Source organism: Microbulbifer discodermiae (assembly GCF_040742695.1).
Lineage (GTDB): Bacteria > Pseudomonadota > Gammaproteobacteria > Pseudomonadales > Cellvibrionaceae > Microbulbifer.
In genome coordinates, this window is sequence record NZ_JBFLAB010000001.1 from 146579 (window position 1) to 165815 (window position 19237).

Annotated in this window: 14 protein-coding genes; 2 read left to right on the top strand and 12 right to left on the bottom strand. The window is 57.7% G+C overall.

What is annotated here, in order from left to right:
- Window positions 1-209: 209 nt before the first annotated feature.
- From AB1S50_RS00620 to edd, 7 genes are all read right to left on the bottom strand, one after another.
- On the bottom strand, window positions 210-830 hold the full coding sequence (locus tag AB1S50_RS00620) for a DUF3047 domain-containing protein (RefSeq protein ID WP_367148418.1): 621 nt from the start codon (window positions 828-830) through the stop codon (window positions 210-212).
- A gap of 550 nt (window positions 831-1380) precedes the next feature.
- Window positions 1381-2817, bottom strand: coding sequence for a pyruvate kinase (pyk, locus tag AB1S50_RS00625; RefSeq protein WP_367148419.1), 1437 nt, complete (start codon window positions 2815-2817; stop codon window positions 1381-1383).
- 2 nt (window positions 2818-2819) lie between these two features.
- The gene (gap, locus tag AB1S50_RS00630; protein WP_367148420.1) at window positions 2820-3854 is read right to left on the bottom strand and encodes a type I glyceraldehyde-3-phosphate dehydrogenase; all 1035 of its coding nucleotides are present in this window, start codon (window positions 3852-3854) and stop codon (window positions 2820-2822) included.
- A gap of 81 nt (window positions 3855-3935) precedes the next feature.
- Complete coding sequence (eda, locus tag AB1S50_RS00635; RefSeq protein ID WP_367148421.1) at window positions 3936-4568, bottom strand: bifunctional 4-hydroxy-2-oxoglutarate aldolase/2-dehydro-3-deoxy-phosphogluconate aldolase; 633 nt, start codon at window positions 4566-4568, stop codon at window positions 3936-3938.
- A 36-nt stretch (window positions 4569-4604) separates the two neighbouring features.
- Window positions 4605-5318 (bottom strand): 6-phosphogluconolactonase, encoded by a 714-nt coding sequence (pgl, locus tag AB1S50_RS00640; RefSeq protein WP_367148422.1) that lies wholly within the window; start codon window positions 5316-5318, stop codon window positions 4605-4607.
- A 77-nt stretch (window positions 5319-5395) separates the two neighbouring features.
- Window positions 5396-6856 (bottom strand): glucose-6-phosphate dehydrogenase, encoded by a 1461-nt coding sequence (gene zwf, locus AB1S50_RS00645; RefSeq protein ID WP_367148423.1) that lies wholly within the window; start codon window positions 6854-6856, stop codon window positions 5396-5398.
- Between the two features lie 57 nt (window positions 6857-6913).
- Complete coding sequence (gene edd, locus AB1S50_RS00650; protein ID WP_367148424.1) at window positions 6914-8731, bottom strand: phosphogluconate dehydratase; 1818 nt, start codon at window positions 8729-8731, stop codon at window positions 6914-6916.
- 1013 nt (window positions 8732-9744) lie between these two features.
- Here edd and AB1S50_RS00655 point away from each other — a divergent pair.
- Window positions 9745-10833: a LacI family DNA-binding transcriptional regulator gene (locus AB1S50_RS00655; protein WP_367148425.1), complete on the top strand. Its 1089-nt coding sequence runs from the start codon at window positions 9745-9747 to the stop codon at window positions 10831-10833.
- Between the two features lie 28 nt (window positions 10834-10861).
- On the opposite strand, the gene AB1S50_RS00660 is transcribed toward AB1S50_RS00655, so the two are convergent.
- The 5 genes from AB1S50_RS00660 to AB1S50_RS00680 form a co-directional block, all read right to left on the bottom strand.
- Window positions 10862-12190 carry a sugar MFS transporter gene (locus tag AB1S50_RS00660; protein ID WP_367148426.1) on the bottom strand — a complete coding sequence of 443 codons (1329 nt, stop codon included), beginning with the start codon at window positions 12188-12190 and terminating at the stop codon, window positions 10862-10864.
- A 159-nt stretch (window positions 12191-12349) separates the two neighbouring features.
- On the bottom strand, window positions 12350-13477 hold the full coding sequence (nagA, locus tag AB1S50_RS00665; protein WP_367148427.1) for an N-acetylglucosamine-6-phosphate deacetylase: 1128 nt from the start codon (window positions 13475-13477) through the stop codon (window positions 12350-12352).
- A gap of 18 nt (window positions 13478-13495) precedes the next feature.
- Window positions 13496-14494 carry a glucosamine-6-phosphate deaminase NagB-II gene (gene nagB-II, locus AB1S50_RS00670; RefSeq protein WP_367148428.1) on the bottom strand — a complete coding sequence of 333 codons (999 nt, stop codon included), beginning with the start codon at window positions 14492-14494 and terminating at the stop codon, window positions 13496-13498.
- An 84-nt stretch (window positions 14495-14578) separates the two neighbouring features.
- Window positions 14579-15520, bottom strand: coding sequence for an N-acetylglucosamine kinase (nagK, locus tag AB1S50_RS00675; RefSeq protein ID WP_367148429.1), 942 nt, complete (start codon window positions 15518-15520; stop codon window positions 14579-14581).
- A gap of 462 nt (window positions 15521-15982) precedes the next feature.
- Entirely contained in the window at window positions 15983-17137 is a 1155-nt protein-coding gene (locus AB1S50_RS00680) for a tetratricopeptide repeat protein (RefSeq protein WP_367148430.1), read from the bottom strand.
- 338 nt (window positions 17138-17475) lie between these two features.
- Here AB1S50_RS00680 and AB1S50_RS00685 point away from each other — a divergent pair, with 338 nt between their 5' ends.
- Window positions 17476-19002, top strand: a complete 1527-nt coding sequence (locus AB1S50_RS00685) for a peptide MFS transporter (protein ID WP_367148431.1) — start codon at window positions 17476-17478, stop codon at window positions 19000-19002.
- The last annotated feature ends 235 nt before the right edge of the window (window positions 19003-19237 follow it).

A 19237-nucleotide genomic window follows, 5' to 3' on the forward strand; every position in this document is an offset into this window, starting at 1 on the left:
GAAAATTAATTTATGGCATAAAAGTCAAAATAATCGAGCTGCTTTTCATTCTTAAGGCATAATCATTGAGGTACCGGGAGTTTACCCGGGCTGCGCAGGCAGACCCATGGCCTCTATGTAATCAGTAACTTTGTGATTCTGGCGTCCATTTGATAACCCTCGGTACCCTGTCGAAATTTCTCATGGGACGATCAGTTGAACACTCCCATTTAACGCGCCGACCAGCTGATAGGTCCATACCACGCCTGCTGGACACCTCCAGCGTTGTCGCTATCCGTCATAATAGCAATCGCTTTGATCTCGTCGATATCTTTGTTAAAAAAGCGCTTGAAATCAGCGACCACATCGCGACGCTGTTGATGCCACTGGCCATCATTGCCTGTCTGTAATACCACCATTTGAGCATTTTTTGGCACAAAGGGATTGCGCCAGCTCTCGCCTATGGCTTCCTGACTGCTCCAAATGTAATTCAGGGCAATTGTTTGCCAGGGAAATGGCCCGGTCTTTGCGACCACATAAACCCTAGCGGCAAAATCATCTCCATGTTTTAACCGTTCCTGGCTGTTCTGCTTGGGCAGGGCCCGCCACTGCCACTGCAAAATTGGTTTCTTACTAACATCAAAGTCTTTTTCAAAAAACAAACCCGAAGCACTGTTATCCGCCTTGGCAGCGACCACTGCCATGTCTTGCTGTTCGTCCAGCCGATACTGTGTTTCGCCTACAAAACTGCGATCTTCCCAGTTAACTATCTGCTGTGCATCGTATTCTTCTGCCATCGCCAAAGGCCCAAATGTCATCGTTGCCATCAGGGCAAAAATTGTTCTTTTCATCAGCTTCCTCTTACTACTAACGTCCACAAAAAAAGCCCACAGCTCACTATTTAACCAGCACTCATTTCGTACAGCTGTCAACAATTGACAGGCTCAAGCCTTTCGCCAGCTGTTTCACATTGCCATATCAGCCCTCGCTGGCCAGTTCCAGATGTTAAATGGCACTATTCCAGTGTTTGGCAGGTAACGATGGATAAAGTTTCACCCGGAATGGATTGGGGAAAAGCCTGTATTGTGCGGTAGACGAAATGCCGCAGAAGCAAATTATTGCGACCAGAAGAGGAGTTAAAGTCACACGCTATAAATACACAACCTATTTTTCTAAGCCTTTTTTCAATAGTTGGTATATGGTTTCCGCTAACACAAGAAGTCCAGCAGTTATGCGGTAAGGTGGGACTCTAATTGGAGCAACAACCGGTTCTATAGATTGCTTCCTACCACAAGTATAAGATTCCAAGGATGCTATTTTGGAGAGTGCTAAAGGGAGGGCCAAAGCCCCTCCCGCAAACACTTAGGGACGAAGTTGGCGTACCGGGATTGCACGACAAGTTCACTCAACTTCCTTGATCCGCATTGAGCTGGTGTGCCCACCCGCATTGAGCCGCTCTCCCTGGGTGATCAATACACGCTGACCTTTCTGCAATTCAATATGGGAGCCCAATACCTGGATGATCGACTCGGTCAGATGCCCGAGTGGCACCGACGCTGGATCAAAGTCTCCGGGTTCCACACCGCGTAGCAGCACCAGCTGGCGCGCCACGCGCGGGTGGCGGGTCAGAGCATAGATAGGCAGACGAGTAGAGGCTCTGGACATGATGCGTGGCGTGCGCCCGGATTCGGTCAGTGCCACCACGGCACAGAGGTTTTCCACCCTCGCGGCCACGTCGATTGCGGCCTGGGCAATAACTGTGTCGATACGGTCAGAGGCGCTCTGCTGCGCTGCCGGTCGCGCGACACTACCCAGATATCCTTCCGCACCTACAATGACTTCACTCATGGATTCCACTGCCGCCACGGGGAATTCACCCGCGGCCGTTTCAGCAGACAGCATCACTGCATCGGTACCATCGAGCACGGCGTTGGCCACATCCATCACCTCCGCACGGGTAGGGGTGGGGCTGGTGATCATGGACTCCATCATCTGGGTCGCGGTAATCACACCCCGGTCCAGCGCATTGGCACGATTGATGAGTTTTTTCTGCACCCCGATCAGCGCTGCGTCGCCTATCTCTACACCCAGATCACCACGGGCCACCATGATCGCATCGGAGGCGAGTATCAGGCTGTCCATCTGGGCATCGTCGCGAACCGCTTCCGCCCGCTCGATCTTTGCAACTATGGCCGCCTGGCTTCCCACCTGGCGCAGGGCGGCGCGCGCAGTATCGAGATCTTCCGCGCTGCGCGGAAAACTCACCGCGAGAAAATCCACATCCAATTCCGCCGCCAATTGGATATCCCTGTAGTCCTTGTCGGTCAGGGCAGACGCGGAGAGGCCGCCACCGAGCAAATTGATACCTTTGTTGTCGGACAACTGGCCACCCTGCAGTACACGACAAAAAAGCTTGTCCGCGGTCTTGCCGGTAACTTCCAGCCGGATTTTGCCGTCGTCCAGCAACAGAAGATTACCGGCCTGGCAGTCGTCCACCAGGCTCGGGTAATCGACCCCGACACGCTGCTCATCCCCGCCCTCGGGCGGACAGTTGAGATCCAAAGTGAACTCACTGTCATTTTCCAGCCAGATACTGCCCTCGGCAAAGCGGGCGATGCGGATCTTTGGTCCCTGTAAATCCCCCAGCACGGCGATCAGCTTGCCCTGGGCAGCGGCGGCCCGGCGCACTTCCTCGACCCGGCGGCGATGGTCCCCGGCTTCACCGTGGGAAAAATTGAGCCGCACTATGTTCACGCCGGCCCTGACCATTTCCTCTATGACTCTCGGTTTGTCGGTGCCCGGTCCCAGGGTTGCTACGATTTTTGTATGTCGAATCATAATTACGCGGTTTCCGCCATTTGCTCTTGCGCTTGCAGCACTTCCGCCATGGCCAGACTGGTGTCGAGCATGCGGTGCGAAAAGCCCCATTCATTGTCGTACCAGGCCATCACCTTGACCAGGTTGCCGTTGACGCGGGTGTGATTGGCGTCAAAGTGGCTGGATGCGGTGGTGTGATTGAAATCCACCGACACCAGGGGCTGGGCACAGTAAGTTAACACGCCGCGGCTGTCCTGTGCCGCTTTTCGCAGGATACTGTTGACTTCATCAACGCTGGTTTCACGGCCGACCACAAACTGGCAATCAACCAGTGACACATTGCTCACGGGCACCCTCACTGCCATCCCGTCCAGTCTGCCCTTGAGTTCCGGCAATACCAGCCCCACTGCTGCTGCGGCACCGGTTTTGGTGGGAATCATATTGTCCGCCGCGGCCCGCGCGCGATAGATATCGGCATGCACCGCATCCTGCGTATTTTGGTCGTTGGTGTAGGCGTGCACTGTGGTCATGAAGCCGCGCTCAATCTCCAGTGCAGCATGCAGGGCCCGGGCCACCGGCGCCAGGCAATTGGTGGTACAGGAGGCATTGGAAACGATATTGTGACCGGGCTTGAGCTTGTCTTCGTTCACCCCATAGACCACGGTCAGATCTGCATCCCTGGATGGCGCAGAAATCAGAACCGCACGCGCGCCTGCGGCCAGGTGTGCGGACGCCGCCTCCCGGTCGGTAAAGCGGCCGGTGCACTCAAGCACCAGATCGACATCCAGTTTGTCCCAGGGTAATTTGCTGGGGTCCCGCTCCCGACAGACCTGTACCCGGTCGCCGTCGATCACCAGTGCATCCCCTTCCACTGACACCGGCGTATTGAATCGTCCATGCACAGTATCGAAGCGCGTCAAATGCGCGTTGGCCTCCACCGGAGCGAGATCATTGATGGCCACCAGACAGATACGATCCGTGTAGGCGGATTCGTAAATCGCGCGGGTAACATTGCGACCGATGCGGCCATAGCCATTGATGGCAATCCTCAGTTTCATTGCGGGAGCCTCTGTATTTTTACCTTCATCTTAAATTAGCGGTATATGTCGACTAGTTTGCACTGCCACCGGACTCAAGCCTTACGGTTGTGCAAGGGCCTTTGCCTGCGCGGCCAGACGGGTGATTTCCGCCCAGTTTTTCTCCTCTACCAATCTGGGATTCGCCATCCAGGAGCCGCCGACGCAAACGACATTGCCCAGGCGCAGGTAGTCCGGGGCATTAGCTGGGCCTATACCGCCGGTAGGGCAGAAGTTTACCTGTGGCAGAGGGCCGGCCATGGACTTCAACATCGCAGCGCCACCGGCGGCTTCGGCGGGAAAGAACTTCTGGTAGCGATAGCCACGTTCGAGCAACTCCATCACCTGGGAAGGGCTGGTGCCCCCTGGCAGCAGCGGTATCTCGGCCGTTTCGGCCGCATCCAGCAGTGCCGGCGTGGCCCCCGGACTGACCGCGAAGCTTGCACCGGCATCCGCAGACCTGCGCAGATCCTCACCGTTGAGTACCGTCCCGGTGCCCACATGGGCCTCGGGGAGGTGCTTACTGATCTCTGTAACCGCCGCCAGCGCCGCTTCGGTGCGCAGGGTCACTTCAAGCACGTTCAATCCACCAGCAAACAGTGCCCGCGCCAGTGGCACGGCATCTTCGCTGCGGTCGATCACCAGCACCGGCACTACACCGGCCTGCTCCAATATGGGTGCAAGTTTCTGTTGCATAACTCTTTCCAAAAAATACCTATTTTGTTGCCCTTTCTACGGAGACCAGTAGACAGTGACCGGAGTCTGCCCCTGCCTGAAGAGGCTGCGTACGGGCATGGCCAGCTCGTCGCTGCCGAGCAGCGCCTCGCGGTAGACACAGAGCTTCTCTTCACCGGTAATCAGCAGTTTGATATCGCGCGCGTGCAGAATTGCCGCCAGTGTGAGGGTCATCCGCTCGGTATAGTCGCCGGTAACTTTACTGGGCAGGGCGGTGATGGCACTGCATAGTTGTTTACCGGCGGGGTCCAGCGCGGCTTTTAAACCCTCCGCGTGGGGAAACAGGGAAGCGGTATGCCCGTCACTGCCCATGCCCAGCACACAGACGTCATAAGGCTGCACCAGACGACTGTAGCGGTGTTCACACTCACCCTGCCCTTCCCCGGCCGTACGGTGCTCTGTCTTCATGCCAAGCAAGGGGGCCTCCGCCGCATAGTTTTGCCGCAGGGACTGCTCGATAAACGCCTGGTTGCTGCCACTGTCGTTTTTGCCCACCCAGCGTTCATCCACCAGTGCCAGGGTGATATCAGACCAGGGCAGTGGTCGCTTGGACAGTTCCCGGTAAACCGGCTCCGGGGTACTTCCACCGGACACCAGAAAACTCGCAGCTCCCCTGTCCCGGATACCCTGTTGCAGGCCACAGGCACAGTCGTTTGCCAGCGCCTGCACCAAACGTTCCCGGTCGGGGTAAAATTTCTCTTCTGTCATCATGGTCTTGAACTCAAACTGGGCCCTGAGCGGGGCCGGCTGCCGGCTAATGTTTGCGTCACTTTCTGTCGCGACCTCATTTACTTGGCGTTAAACCAGTGGCGCCCGTCCTGCTCCAGCAGAACATCGGAGGAATCGGGTCCCCAGCTGCCGGCGCGATAGAGTTGCGGCTGGTTTTGGGTCTCACGCCAGTGCTCCACAATCGGGTCTATCCACGCCCAGGCCGCGGCCACCTCTTCCCTGTGGATAAAAAGCGCTGAGTTGTTGGCCGCGGCATCCAACATTAGGCGTTTGTAGGCGTCGCTGCGGAAGCTGTCGTAGGTGTCGGAGAGTGTCAGATTCAATTCCACCGGTTGCAGCTCCATGGACAGGCTGTCCATCTTCTTGGCCATTAACACAAGCTTGATGCTCTCTTCCGGTTGCAGCCGGATCACCAACCGGTTGGGTATCACTTCGCCGGCTGACTGTGGATATACCCGGTGTGACACTTTCTTGTACTGAATCACGATTTCCGCACAGCGCTTTTCCATACGCTTGCCGGTGCGCAGGTAGAAAGGCACTCCCGCCCAGCGCCAGTTATCGATATGTGCGCGAATTGCCACGAAGGTTTCCGTACCACTGGATGCCGCCTGTAACTCTTCCAGGTAACCCAGCACCAATTCTTCGCCCACACCACCGGCGACGTACTGACCGCGCACAGTGTTGTTATCCACTGTCTCACCCACCAGCGGGCGCAGCGCCTCCAACACCTTGATCTTTTCCGCGCGGATATTTTTCGCCGTCATGCTGTTGGGCGATTCCATTGCGATAAGGCACAGCAGCTGCAGTAAATGATTTTGCACCATATCCCGCAGGGCACCGGTCGCATCGTAAAAGCCGGCACGGCCCTCCAGGCCGACGGTTTCGGAAATACTGATCTGGATATGGTCAATGGTCTGCGCGTCCCAGAGGTGTTCGAACAGGACGTTGCTGAAACGCAGTGCCAGTAAATTCTGGACCGTTTCCTTGCCGAGATAGTGATCGATGCGAAAAATATGCGCTTCCGGGAAGTGGCTGGCGATCTTGCCGTTGATTTCGTCGGAGGTCTGCGCGTTGTAGCCGAGCGGTTTTTCCACTACCACACGGGACTGCTCGCTGATCAGCCCTTTGAGCGACAAATTCTCGCAACAGGGACCGAATACTGCCGGCGGGACAGCCAGATAAAAAATCCTTACTCTATCCCCCTCGGCACCCAGGATATCCGCCAATTGATCCCAGTGGGCATCCGGCACGGCGATATCCAGAACCACCGAGTGCAGCAGCTGGCTGAACTCCCGCCACACGGAATCACTGTACTCACCGGCGCGGAGATGGGTCTGCAGGGCTGTCTGCGCTGTCTCCAGATACAGATCCGCGTCTTCCCGACGGCGGCACACCGGCAAAATCCGACAGCCTTCGGCGAGACTGCCTTCCATGTTTGCGCGATAGAGGGCCGGTATCAGTTTTCGCAGGGCCAGATCACCGCGACCGCCAAACAACACCACATCAAAAGGGTTAACCATAGATTTTCGCTCTAATTTTCCGTTTCCTGCCCTGTGCCCTGGAGCCTGTGGGTTCAATCAATAAAGGATGCTGGCACCGCTCTCGGCACCGCTTGCCAGCGCACGCGCATTGGCGAACAGCTCGCGCCCCATACCGCGGGCATGGCTACTCAGATCCCCTCGGGCAGCCTCGCGCACAGCCAGTTCCGCCTCATCCACATGGACCACCAGGGAACCCGCCTCCGAGTCCAGTTCAATCATGTCACCATCGCGCAACCGCGCTATTGGCCCGCCTTCAGCCGCCTCGGGCGATACATGAATCGCCGCCGGTACTTTGCCGGACGCTCCAGACATGCGGCCGTCAGTAACCAATGCCACCTTATAGCCGCGATCCTGCAGCACCCCCAGGGTGGGAGTCAGTTTATGCAGCTCCGGCATACCATTGGCTTGCGGTCCCTGAAAGCGCACCACGGCGATAAAATCTCTTTCCAGTTCACCGGCCTTGAAGCTTTCCAGCAGCGCATCCTGACTTTCGAACACTATGGCTGGCGCTTTGATATGGAGCTGCTCCGATTTCAGGGCCGACACCTTGATAACACTTTTGCCGAGATTCCCTTCCAGCAACTGCAAGCCGCCATGCTCCAGAAAGGGATCACTGGCGGGCCGGATAATGGTGGCATCGCCGCTCTCCGCCGGTGTGGGACGCCAGACCACCCCTTGCCGATCCTCGCTCAGGAAGGGGTCGTGACAGTAGGGCTTCAATCCGGACTGGCCGAGAATGGTATGCACGTCGTCGTGCAGCAAACCCGCATCCAGCAACTCGCGGATCAGCAGTTGCATACCTCCGGCGGCGGCAAACTGATTGATATCCGCTGTCCCGTTGGGGTAGACGTGGCAGAGCAGTGGCACCACCCTGGACAGTTCCGCCATATCCCGCCAGGTAATCTGAATCCCCGCCGCGCGGGCCATGGCGATCAGGTGCAGGGTATGGTTGGTTGACCCACCAGTGGCCAGCAGGCCGACTATGCCGTTGACGAAAGTCTTCTCAGAGAGAATCCTGGCCAGGGGTGTGTACTGGCTGGGTTCGGTAATCTGTGCCAGTTGCCTTACCGCGGCTTCGCTCAGGGCGTCGCGCAGCTCGGTGCCCGGGTTCACGAAGGAACTGCCGGGCAGTTGCAGCCCCATTATTTCCACCAGCATCTGGTTGCTGTTGGCGGTACCGTAAAAAGTACAGGTTCCCGGGCTGTGATAAGACGCGCATTCCGCCGCCAGCAATTCCTCCCGACTGGCCTTGCCCTCGGCGTACAGCTGCCGCACCCGTACCTTTTCCGCGTTGGCAATACCGGTGGGCATAGGGCCCGCGGGTACGAATACTGCCGGCAGGTGGCCGAATGCCAGCGCACCGATGATCAGGCCCGGTACAATCTTGTCGCAGATGCCCAGATACAGGCCACCTTCAAATACATCGTGGGACAGGGAGATGGCGGTGGCCATGGCTATGACATCGCGGGAAAACAGGCTGAGTTCCATCCCCGCCCTGCCCTGCGTCACCCCATCGCACATAGCCGGCACACCACCGGCCACCTGCGCGGTCGCACCGCAGTTGGCCGCGGCCTGCTTTAATTTTTGCGGATAGGTGCCATAGGGCTGGTGTGCCGACAACATATCGTTGTAGGCGGTGACTATGGCCAGATTGGGGCCGCGGCCAGAGGCGATCAGGTTTTTCTCCCGCTCCCCGGAAGCCGCAATTGCATGAGCCAGGTTACCGCAAGACAGGTGGCTGGCTGCACGACCCTCCCGGCGCGCATGCTCCACCTGTGCCAGGTACTGTCCGCGCGTCTCTTCGCTGCGCTCGACTATACGCTCAGTTACTGCTTTTAACTTGCTGTGCACCATGTAGCATCCGCTCTGTTGTTCACTGTAGGGTGGCTTCCAGGCACTTGCGCCTGTGTGCCGAAAACCTTCGACTGGCAAGATAGTGACTGCGCCTGGACAATTTGGGCTGCCAGCTTCCCCCCTCTTACAGCAACACTATCGTCGGCCTGACGAAAATTTTTGTATTGTGATGTTCCAGGGTGACCAAAGTGGCCGCGAAATGCGCATGGCCCCCTTGATAAGATAGCGTTACCGGATTGATTCCCCCCGAACCCGGCCCCACGCGGACCCATTGCTGCCTGCCTGTTCTTCTGGCTTCTAAAGCGCCACCTAACGGATCTGCACCCAATTTGCTCGCGACAGGCGCCTTGCCCCCAGCTGGGGGTATCGGGCAGGCCACCCGAAATGGTTCATCAGAGTGCCATTATGTAGTAAAACTACAAAACATTTCAACCCATCCCCTACGAACTCAATCATCGGGGTCAGAACCTCTACTGCCCCACCCAGCAGGCCCCAGCTACCCTTCAGCCCAAGATTATCGTATCTGGCGGGCGGGGAGGCGGACTGGTCACTTATTCGCCAGCCACCCCGTTTTGAGCCCAATCGCCGCTCTTTGTCGAAAATTTGTAATAAATCTACAGCTTGTATTCAGTCAGTGCGCCTTTGGCACATCGGCCGGGAGTCCAACCCAGGTGATTGGGGACAACTTGGATTCCGCATCGGTGATCGCCCTTGTGCATGCCAACGCCGTATTTGGGCCTTTTGACTCAGGCTCCCAGCGACGACAGCGCTATCAAATTGACCGGGATCGACTATGCTTTGCCAGTGGTATCCAGGCCGGCCCATACACCAGTCGGGATATCCGGGGTCCCGCGTCGCGGAAAATCAAGTGGCAGCCATTTGCTGGTAACATACCCCAGGGAACCCCGATTAAACCGGCGCAACCTCAGACTTTGCATCGAATTAATCAGAGCTCCCTAGGCCCAGCCGGCCGACTGATCGCCGCTGCACTAACAACAGGGACAAACTCCGCCATGAAAGTAACAATCAGTGACGTCGCCGCCCGTGCCGGTGTCTCGATCAAGACGGTCTCCCGCGTCATCAACAACGAACCGTCCGTACGCCCGGCCACCCGCCGAAAGGTGATGGACTCGGTTGAGGCCCTCAACTACCAGCCCAACCTTGCAGCGCGCAACCTGGCCGGCACCCGCTCCTATACGATCGCGTTCATTTATGACAATCCCAATGCCTACTACGTCATCGATATGCAGAACGGTATTCTCGATGCCTGCAAGGCAAGGGGCTACGAGTTGCTGATTCACCCGAGCAACTTCAAGTCCACTCAGGTATACGAGGAACTGCGCAACCTGGTGGAACACTCAAGGGTGGCGGGCCTGGTCCTTACGCCGCCCTTTTCCGAACAACAACAGGTGATCGATACCCTGCAAAGTCTCGGGGTGGATTACGTACGGATTATCTCCACCTCGGCCGCCGGCGGCGACGAAGAAAACTGCATTATGGTGGACGACAGCCAAGCCGCCTTTGACCTCACCCAGCACCTGCTGCAGTACGGTCACCGGCGCATCGGCTTTCTCTGCGGCGGCGAGGAGCATGTATCCACCCAGGGCCGCCTGGACGGTTACAAGCGGGCTCTGCAGGGCGCCGGCATTCCCCTCGACGAATCCCTCATCCTCCAGGGGGAATACTCTTTTGATTCCGGCGTACAGGGCGCCAAAAAACTGCTGCATGTGGACAACCCACCCTCGGCAATTTTCGCCAGCAACGATGAAATGGCCGCGGGGGCACTGTTCGCTGCACGTCTGATGGGCATAGCGATCCCGGAACAGCTTTCCATTGTGGGCTTCGAGGACAGCCCCTTCTCCCGCCAAACCTGGCCGACACTGACCACCGCGCACCAGCCCAATAATGAAATTGCCAAATGTGCCGCCGCTCTGGTCCTGAGCAAGGCCCGCAGTAAAGGGCCCGCGGAAAGCGCGGCTGCCTCCAAAGGCGCCGGTATTGTGAGAAAGTTTACCCCGTCACTGGTGATCCGGGACTCCAGCGGCCCGGCGCCCCAAAGCCTAGACCTCGGGCAACAGAGCCTGGTCAAAGGGGCGAGATAACCCAAACTCTTGAACCGGCACTCCCAGGCTACCAGCTCCGCATCTTGTGCCCTTTTACGGCGTAAAACAGAATAAAAAGATAGGCGGGCACCGCTATCAGGTAAGCCGCCTGACCATCGCCCGTATCCGCAAAATGCCCGTACAGCGGCGGTAAGATTGCACCGCCGGAAATGCCCATGATCAGCAATGCCGAGCCCCTGGAGGTAAACTTGCCGAGCCCATCCAGCGCCAGCGGCCAGATAGCGGGCCAGCACATGGCATTGGCAAAGCCCAGTAACGCGACAAAGAATACTGCATTGGGGACTTCCGGCAGGCCCAGCAACGACAGACTGGCGGCGGACAGTGCAGTATTTTCCAGGGATCCGGTCATAACCAGTAAGGTAAAAAGGATACCCAGAATGGCAGAGATCAAAAGCGCTGTCTGCTGACTCATAAGGCGGGGAATGACGGCGGTGCCGTAAAGGTACCCCAGCACCATAAAAATCATCGTATAAGAGGTCAGAACAGCCGCATCCGCAGTATCCATTCCCGCCTGTATCCCCAGCAAGCCGATAGCGTCGCCGGCAATGACCTCCATTCCCACGTAAAAAAACAGCGCCACTGAGCCCAATACCAGCCGGGGAAATTTCATCAGCCCCCCCAGGGTTACGGTTGTCCCCTCCTGACCCTCGACAACACCTTCGTCGATGTCGGGCAGAGGCGCAAACAGCATGGCCACCGCCAGGATACCGCCGAGCAGAGCCATACCCAGGTAGGGACTGACCAGCTGACCCGCCAGCTCGTCCAGTTTCGCCTCCTTCGCCAATGGACTCAAAGCATCCAACTCGACAGTGGATATACCGCTGATACCGGACATCACCAGCACGGCAAAAACTATCGGGGCGACAATTCCCGCTCCCTTATTGAGCAACCCCATGATGCAAATCCGTACCGCCGCGGTCTCTTGTGACCCCAGCCTGACGATATAGGGGTTGGACGCAGTCTGTAGAATAGTGAGGCCTGAACCCACCACGAATTGCGCCAGCAGAAAAATACCGAACATACGACTGTAGGCGGCGGGAATAAAAACAAGCGCACCGAGCGCCACCAGCGCCAGCCCCAGCGCCATACCATTTTTATAACCCGTTTTTTCGATGATGGCGGCCATCGGCAGTGCCATAACCGTATAGGCGATATAAAAGGCGGACGCCACCAGCATGGCTTCGAAAGCGCTCAGTTCACAAATTGTCTGTAAAAAGGGGATCAGGGCACCATTAAGCCAGGTGACAAAACCAAAGATAAAAAACAAAAGGCCGATAATCACCATCGGCAATTTGCTGTCGCTTATCTCACTTTCAACAACGGCTGCTCGCATCATAAACCTACCCTTTGTTATCGTTTTTTAACTTTGGCCATCCAACAAACCTTTTTATACCCACTGTAGAGCCGCTCCGGCCGACAGCTTTCGATACCATTTTTGCCTCCGCGATTCGCTCGACCAACGGCCCGATGTTGACCGGGCAACCATGGGACGGGCCTATTGGGAAAAGACTTCCCGCCCGTCTATCCAGGTCTTTTGCACCTGTAGCTCGCTGTTGAGCAAAATATAATTAGCCCGCGCCCCTTCCTCGATGCGCCCACCCTCTATGCCCAGATACTGCGCGGGATACAGCGAAGCCATGCGCAACGCCTCGAACAGATCCACGCCGCACCAATGATGTATGTTGCGCACCGCAGCAATCATATCCAGGTGCGACCCCGCCAGCTCGCCGGTACTGGAAGTTAATTTGTCCCCCTCCCTGGTCACCACCCGGTCAAACAGAGGAAAAGACGCTTCATCGCTTCCCACCAGGGACATGGCATCGGTAACCAGCATCAGCTTGCCCCGCGGTTTGGCCTTGAGCGCCAACAGCATGGCCTCCGCACTTACATGGTGGCCGTCGGCGATCAAACCGCACCAGGCATCATCGCTGATCAGCGCCAATCCCACCATCCCCGGCTCCCGGGACTCCAGTGGAGACATGGCGTTATACAGGTGAGTAAAGCCTGTGGCCCCGGCCCTCAGAGCGGCCGCCACAGTATCGCCATCGGCGCCGGAATGACCGAGACAAACCCTGACCCCCAAAGATACCAGGCGGCGGATATCCTCCGCCGAAACATTCTCCGGCGCCAGGGTAACCATTTTCAGCCCCAGGTCCCCACGGCCGTAAAGGCGCAATTCCGCTGGGCTGAGAGGACGGATAAAACGCTCCTCGTGGGTGCCTTTTTTGGGGACACTCAGGTGCGGTCCCTCAAAATGCAGGCCCAGTACTCCCGGAACAGCATCCCGCAACGCCGCCGCCACCGCATCCGCGGCCCTTTCCATTACCGGCGCTTCGTCTGTAATCAGGGTCGGCATAAAACCCGTGGTGCCATAGCGGGCGTGTGCCGCACCCATCCTGCGCAAAGTGTCCAGAGAGGGGTCGTTATTGAACAGGGCACCGCCGCCGCCATTTACCTGCACATCGATCAGGCCCGGCGCCAACAGTCCACACAACCGCTCCGCCTCCGGCAACCCAGCTGGGTCGATAGACTGCACCCGGCCAGCGTCATCTACCACCATCGATACATCCCGGTGCAGGCGCTCACCGTCAAATAACTGCTCCACAATGTAATTTTGAGCCACTGGAATCTCCGCCTGCGGTCAGAGGGTACGGGTCACTTTTTTGAGCCCGGCGGGCTGGTCCGGGTTGATACCCCGGCTCACTGCAACATGTGCCACATCCAGGTAGAAACGCTGTAGCAGTGCCAGCGGTGCCACCCGCGGATGCACCCCCCCACTGGGCACATGAAGATTCACCAGGGTACCGCCGCGGCGCATGACGTCTGCAATCTGTTCACTGTGCACTGTGTAGGATTCATCTTCGATGGGCACATTGACCACCGTCAGCTGCCGCTCCACCAGGGTCACCGGCCCGTGCAGGAATTCCGCGCTGGAAAAGGATTCTGCGTGGATGTTGCACACCTCTTTCAACTTAAGCGCCAATTCCCGGGTAATGCCGTAGCCGGGCCCACGCCCGAGCACCACCAGGTTGTTCACATCGGCCAGGTCTTCAGGGCGCAGCTGCGGACTGGCCTCGACTGCCTGTGCCAGGGTCCCGGGCAGGGTTTCCACAGCGTCCAGCAGGTCGCTGTCCTGGGTCCAGTTCGCAACAAGCTGCAACACCGCCGACAGGGTGGCGAGATAACTCTTGGTGGCCGCCACCGCCTTTTCCGGCCCGGCCCACAAAGGCACCACCAGATCAACGACATCGCCCACGGGCGCGCTCTCGTCGTTGACCAGTGCCACTGTGTAAGCACCGGCCTGTTGGGCCATTTCAGCTAGGGCGAGAATATCGGGGCTGCGACCGGACTGTGAAATCACCAGAACCAGGGCGTCCTCGAGCTTGAGTTTGCGGCCGTAGACGCTGGATACGGAGGGAGCAGCGGCAAAGGTGGGGGTACCGGTTTCTATCTCAATAAGATACTTGGCAAAAACACCGGCGTGATCTGAAGAGCCGCGCCCCACAATCATTACCAGGCGGGGAGGCTTGCGACGCAGTCGTGCGCCCAGCTCGGCCATAATTGGTGCATTCTTCTTTAGCTGTTCATCGATACGGCCCGGCGCCTCACGGGCTTCAGATTCCATAACCGTTGTGACCATTGCCTGTCGACCTGTGCAATATTGTTGGCGACGGTAACGCCACCGTTGAAAAGACCCGGGCGCGCTGCCTAGGGCCTGTTGACACTAACCAAACAGCGCCTTGCCACCCAGCCCGGCGCTCACCGGTTTGACATTGCCTTCCTCGCGCTCCAGTTCCTGTCGCGCCAGATAAACACAACCGATCTCGGGAGGCTCCAGCGGCTCCTCCAAACGCTCAATCACCCGGGGCTCCAGCCAGCGGGTCATACTGGCGGCGAGGCCGCCAATCATCGACAGCCGCGGTGGCTCCAATTGCAGCAGCTTGTCCGCCATAGCGCTGATATAGCCGGCGCCGTCGCGCACTATCGCCTCCGCCACCGGATCGCCGGCTTCCGCACACTGAAATACCGGAATGGCCAATCGCGCATAGTAACTGGGGCACTCTCCCCGGATTCGTTCGAATACCTCGTTGGGGGTAGTCGCCGCCAACACTTTCAGCAACTCGCCTTGCAGCTGCGATTCCGGGGCCAGGCCGTCCAGAGCCATCAGGAGATACTTGACCGCTTCCAGGCCTATCCAGGCACCACTGCCCTTGTCGCCGTGAGGGAAGCCATGACCGCCGAGCAGTGTGCTCTGACCATCGACCCAGGCATAGCCACAGGATCCGGTACCGGCAATCAGCACTGCGCCGCTGCCACCGCGATGGGCACCCAGACAGGCCGAGTGCTGATCGGTGGTCAGATACATTTTCTTGAAAGGGTGCGACCAGGAAGACATCTCCTGGTAGAGTCGCGGCATATTGACCCCGGCCAGCCCCACTCCGGCGACCAGTTCGCCCAGGGTTTCTGGCGGCAGCCCGGCGTCGGCCAGTGCCAGGGTTGTGGAGCCCAATATCGAATCAAGGGTCTGGTCATAACCATGCAGGGGGTTTGCGGGCCCCGCCAATCCGGTACCAAGGACCCGATCGTTCACATCCACGATAACGGCCTGGCACTTGCTGCCACCGCCGTCAATACCGATCCAAAGCCTATCCCCGAAAGCAACCATCTGTACCGGCCCCTAAGATTTTCCAGTGCCATATGACTGATCCGGGCTCGCCGGTTGATTTACCGCAGTCCCGGGCACCTGTGTCAGTGTGCGGGTGATACTACAATATCAATGACAGCGTTGTCATACCATTTTTCGAAAAAAACGGTAAAAAGTAGTCTCGCACCATCGCACTGACCAAAAAACACACAGTGTTTTTTCAGTATAGAGACACCCGGCTGGCTGGCCTGAAGAGAGCCGCCAAGCACAACCGTTTATGGCTGAAAGGCGGATGAGCTTTGTCAACGAAGTTATGGGGCTGGTGATGCGAGTACTTCGAGCAGAGTTGCAGCAGATCGCGATTTAGGAGCCGATGGTACATCGCGTTAACCGACACAAGCTTTCCCGACCGGCACTGTCCTGCCCTCGGGCTTGTTTACTGGAATTATTAGGCCTGTGCACACTAACTGAGATAGCCGTTAATTAGTTCTGTTCCCCATTCCGAATCAGGTATTTCAGCTTGTTCATATAGGCGCTGCGGGTCTCTGCCCGTTCCGCCAGGGCAAAGGCCGCACGAAAACTGTCCTGGGAATCTTCAAATTCGCCCAACCGGTAGCGCGTCAAACCCAGGAGAAAATGGAACCTATGGTCACTGTCATATTTCCACAGAGCGCGCCGTAACTGCTTTTGTGCCCGCCGGTATTCCCCCTCTTCGTACGCGGATCGGGCAAGATAATAGAGATAATAGGGGTTTCTCTCCCGGTGGTAGCGCACCCGCCCGGCATAATAGTCCGCGACCTCAAAAGCTCCCTGACGCCGATACAGGCGCTCCAGATTGCTGAGCGCCACCAGGTTTTCCGGCTTGAACAACAGCGCCCGCTGATAGCTCTGCTCCGCCTCCTCTTTGTGCCCAAAGCGGCTATACAGCGCACCTAAATTGGACCACAGATTTGAATTTCCCGGCTGTAGTGCCAATGCCTTGCGCAGATAGAGGAAAGCCCTTTTACCGTCGCCGGCATTCATAAGCTCTACGCCCCGGTTGCTGTAGTACTGCGCCAGCACAACAACATCAGGCAGTTTGCGCTGCTCGTACACCGGGTCATAGGCGGCCAGATTGAAATCCACCACCCGGCGCCCCCGGGGGTGTTCGGACACCATGTTGATATGGCGGTAAACAACGAACGTCTGTGGATCTTCATGTCCCCATACAGGGGGCACGTCCACCTCGTTGAACGACGCCTCTACCCCGAGTTCCCGGGCCATGGCTACCATCATCAGGGTAAACGCCAGGCAGTTACCGCGCCGCTCGCTAAAAGTACCCCCGGCAGTGAGGGTGCTGTCCTGGTCGTATTCGACGTGGAACTTCTGTGTTTCAAAGGCTTCTATCAGCGCCGCCAAGCGCCGCTGTGGCGAGACATCCGGCGCTATGGTCGTCAGGAAATCGCGCATCTCCGCCGTGATTGTCATCACCGGGTCCCGCGGCAGTTCGCCGGGATCCACTGGCCGGCCGAGTATCGCGGCGCCGGACAGCAGGTGTTCCGGCGCTATCTCCACCGGTTGTTCCACCGGCATCTTGCCGGCGCAACCCGCAAAGGTGCCGGCGACGACCAGCAGGGCCGCCATTAGCGGGGTTTTCATCGTTATACATCCGCCGAATCACTATCTACCACCGCAGGGTTTACCACCATTCCCCCAGCTTGTGAACCGCAATGAGATGACCGGCAAGGTTACATTTGTAACGAGTCGCTTGAATCACTGACAGCTGGTACACTCCGGAGGTTGCTTTGGAGGCGGCCACTGTATGCGCAGTTGCGGTCCCATCGCCAATGACACCAGAGGGGGAAACCCTCTCCGCGGTCTGGACAGATAGCCGGACCAGCGAATGGGTGCCGTGCCCGAGCGCCCCTGAAACCCGGGAGCACCTCGGCGCGCCGAGGTATGCTCGATTAGAGCTATAACAACTGGAACTTCAGCTTATGTCGTCGAATACGTATCAGAACAGTGATGGCTTTTTCGGCCATCCCAAAGGACTCTCCACACTGTTCTTCACCGAAATGTGGGAACGGATGAGTTACTATGGTATGCGCGTCCTGCTCGTACTGTTTATGACCGCCAGCCTGCAGGAAGAGGGCCTCGCCTTTACCGTCGCCGCTGCAACCGCCATCTACGGACTCTATACCGGTGCAGTCTATTTCCTCGGCCTGCCGGGCGGCTGGATTGCAGACCGATTGCTGGGCGGACAACGCACCGTCTGGTACGGTGGCATCATCATCATGTGCGGCCACATAGTGCTGGCGATTCCCAGTGATCACACCTTCTTTATTGGCCTGATACTGGTTGCAAGCGGAACCGGGCTGCTCAAACCCAATATCAGCGCCCTGGTGGGCCACCTGTATCAGCCAGAGGACGTGCGCCGGGACAGCGGTTACGCCCTCTACTATATGGGTATCAACATAGGCTCCACCCTCGGCTACATCATCTGCGGCTACTTCGGTGAAAAGGTGGGCTGGCACTGGGGTTTCGGTGCCGCCGCTGTGGGTATGGCCATAGGCCTGGTTCAGTACCGCCTGACTATCGGCAACCTGGGCGATGCCAGCCTGAAACCGGAAAACCCCCTGTCACCGCAGAAAGCCAAACTGGCCTGGCGCACAATTGGCGCTGTACTGGTGGCTGTGGCATTGATCACCGGCCTGACCATGCAGGGGGTCATCACCATCGATCCCGTCACCGCGGCCCAATATGTGGCCGTAGTCTTCACCCTCACGTTTCTGGCCTATTACGCCTTCATCTACTTCGCTGGCCAGCTGAGCGGCGCGGAGAAAAAGAAACTCTGGGCCCTGTTCCTGGTCTGCGTCGCCTCCACCTGTTTCTGGTCCGGCTTCGAGCAGGCCGGCTCCTCCCTGAACCTGTTCGGTCGCGATTACACTGACCGCGTCATTGGTGCCTTCGAGATTCCGGCGTCCTGGCTTCAGTTCGTCAACCCCATGTTCATTATCCTCCTGTCCCCCTTCTTTGCGGCGCTCTGGATCAACCTGGGCAAGCGTATGATGGACCCCTCCTACGGGATGAAGTGCGCTATCGGCCTGGTCATCATGGGCAGTGGCTTTGTGGTGATGTTCTTCGCCGCCCAGTATGCCGCCCAGGGCCTGAAAGTGGCCCCCTACTGGCTGATCACCACTTACTTTCTGCACACAGTGGGCGAACTGTGTCTGAGCCCGGTAGCCCTGAGTGCCGTCAGCAAGCTGTCCCCCCGCCGTTTTGCCGGCCAGATGATGGGGGTCTTTGTACTGACCTACTCCATCGGCAACATCTTCTCGGGTTTGCTGGCGGGGCACTTCGATCCGAACAACATCTCCGAGCTGCCCAATCTGTATCTGCAGATCAGCCTGTTTATCATCGGCACCGGCATTATCCTCTCGCTGATCGCCCTGAAATCCAAATACTGGGAAAGCAGTGATAGCGCGGCTGAAGAAGGCGGTTCTCAAATGGAGGCCAAGGCCTGATAAGCCGCTCGCTCAAATTACTCCTTCTGCAACAAAAAGGCCGCCCGGATCAACCGGGCGGCCTTTTTTATCGCAACTATTAACCCGGCAATCTAGCAGGCTGTTGATTTTGTCGCCTGAGAACATTGGGTTAGATACAATACGGAAAACGATAACCCACAGAGGATTTTGGTTCAGTGCGCGGTATGGATGTTTTTCAGGAGTCTCTTTTCACAACAGTGCAGTTGGAATCGTT